The sequence below is a fragment of the Oleiphilus sp. HI0067 genome, assembly GCF_001635735.1.
This window is the reverse complement of the sequence record NZ_LWFI01000070.1, coordinates 1-1,186: the sequence shown is the minus strand read 5'-3', so window position 1 is coordinate 1,186 and position 1,186 is coordinate 1. Positions and strand designations below refer to the sequence as shown.

The following is a 1,186-nucleotide window of genomic DNA, read 5'->3' as shown; positions in this document are numbered from 1 at the left end:
TCAGGATTTGCGCAACACCTTGTTGGAAAATGCCGAAGCCTTGATGAGCGAGCGAGGTATTGCGGGTTTGACCTTGCGTGAGTTGGCGGAGCGATCGAATGTGTCGCGCCAAGCGCCATATCACCATTTTTCGTCTAAACATGCATTGCTGTGCGCGGTGGCTGAACGGTCTTTTGATGATTTAAATGCTTTGCTTGATCAGTCGGGTTTGAGTGATGATCCCGCATCGATTCAACAAAGGCTTAAAGACTACGTGATTGCCTATGTGCGTTATGCAGCAGAGAATCCTGAGAAGTATGAATTGATGTTTGGTGCGGTGACATGGCGGAACGAACCTTCACCAGAGTTGACGGAAAAAGGTCATGCAACCTTTCGACGCTATACAAAAATTATTAGTCAGTTAAAAGAGCAGGGAGGGATGCCGTCTTCGTTTGATGCAACGCGTATGTCGCAAACGACATGGGCGACCTTACATGGCTTGTGTCGTTTAAAAACAGATGGCGTGTTTGTGAGCCTTGAGGCGGTGGAAGAGATGTCTTTGTATGCGGCAGAGATGATTTTGTCGGTACTTAAAGGTCCGACAAAATCAGAATAGTGATTTTAGATCGCTAAACGTCTCAGTTCTGAAGACGGTGCAGAATGCAGCCATAAGTTTTCAAATTGATAACTGAGGCGTTGTAATGTCATTGGGCTTTCAACGAAGGCTTGGCCTTTGTATCCATGCTCGCGACGACGTTCAACGGCATGCAGGTCATCACAGAGATATAGCCACTCTTTTGGTGCGATGCGCTTGTCATGTATTTTTCTGATACTCACAAAGCTTGAAAGTCGTTGTGCTAAATCGAGAATTGCGCTGTGCCCTGAGCTCGGGTGGCGATCATTCTCGAGGAGTAAGCGCACTTCGACGTGTCGGCTGTGTAGCACTAGTTCTTGGATGTGCGAGATAACTTCACGATCATTCAAGATAGGGTCGTCAAGGCTCTCACACAGCATGAATACTTTTCGTTGCGCGTTGCAAATCACCATGCGGCAAAGATCACGATAACTTCCCATTGAGTCGAAGCGGATGCTACGCATATCGTTTTCTTTTTGCTTTTCGCTGGTTTTCTTGATTGGTTTTGGGTTGTCGCCAATCAATTTAAAGCGAGGGCCAAGAGAGTCTAAGTTTGGGTGAACAAGCTCCGTG

2 protein-coding genes are annotated in these 1,186 nt (G+C 46.9%); one reads left to right on the top strand and one right to left on the bottom strand.

Going from position 1 to position 1,186, the window contains the following annotated elements:
- Positions 1-595, top strand: a 595-nt coding sequence (locus tag A3739_RS01180) for a TetR/AcrR family transcriptional regulator (RefSeq protein ID WP_068499899.1), incomplete at its 5' end; no start/stop codon positions are given.
- Between the two features lie 5 nt (positions 596-600).
- Here A3739_RS01180 and A3739_RS29115 read toward each other — a convergent pair.
- The coding region (locus A3739_RS29115) for a hypothetical protein (RefSeq protein ID WP_068499897.1) at positions 601-1,186 on the bottom strand (586 nt) is incomplete at its 5' end.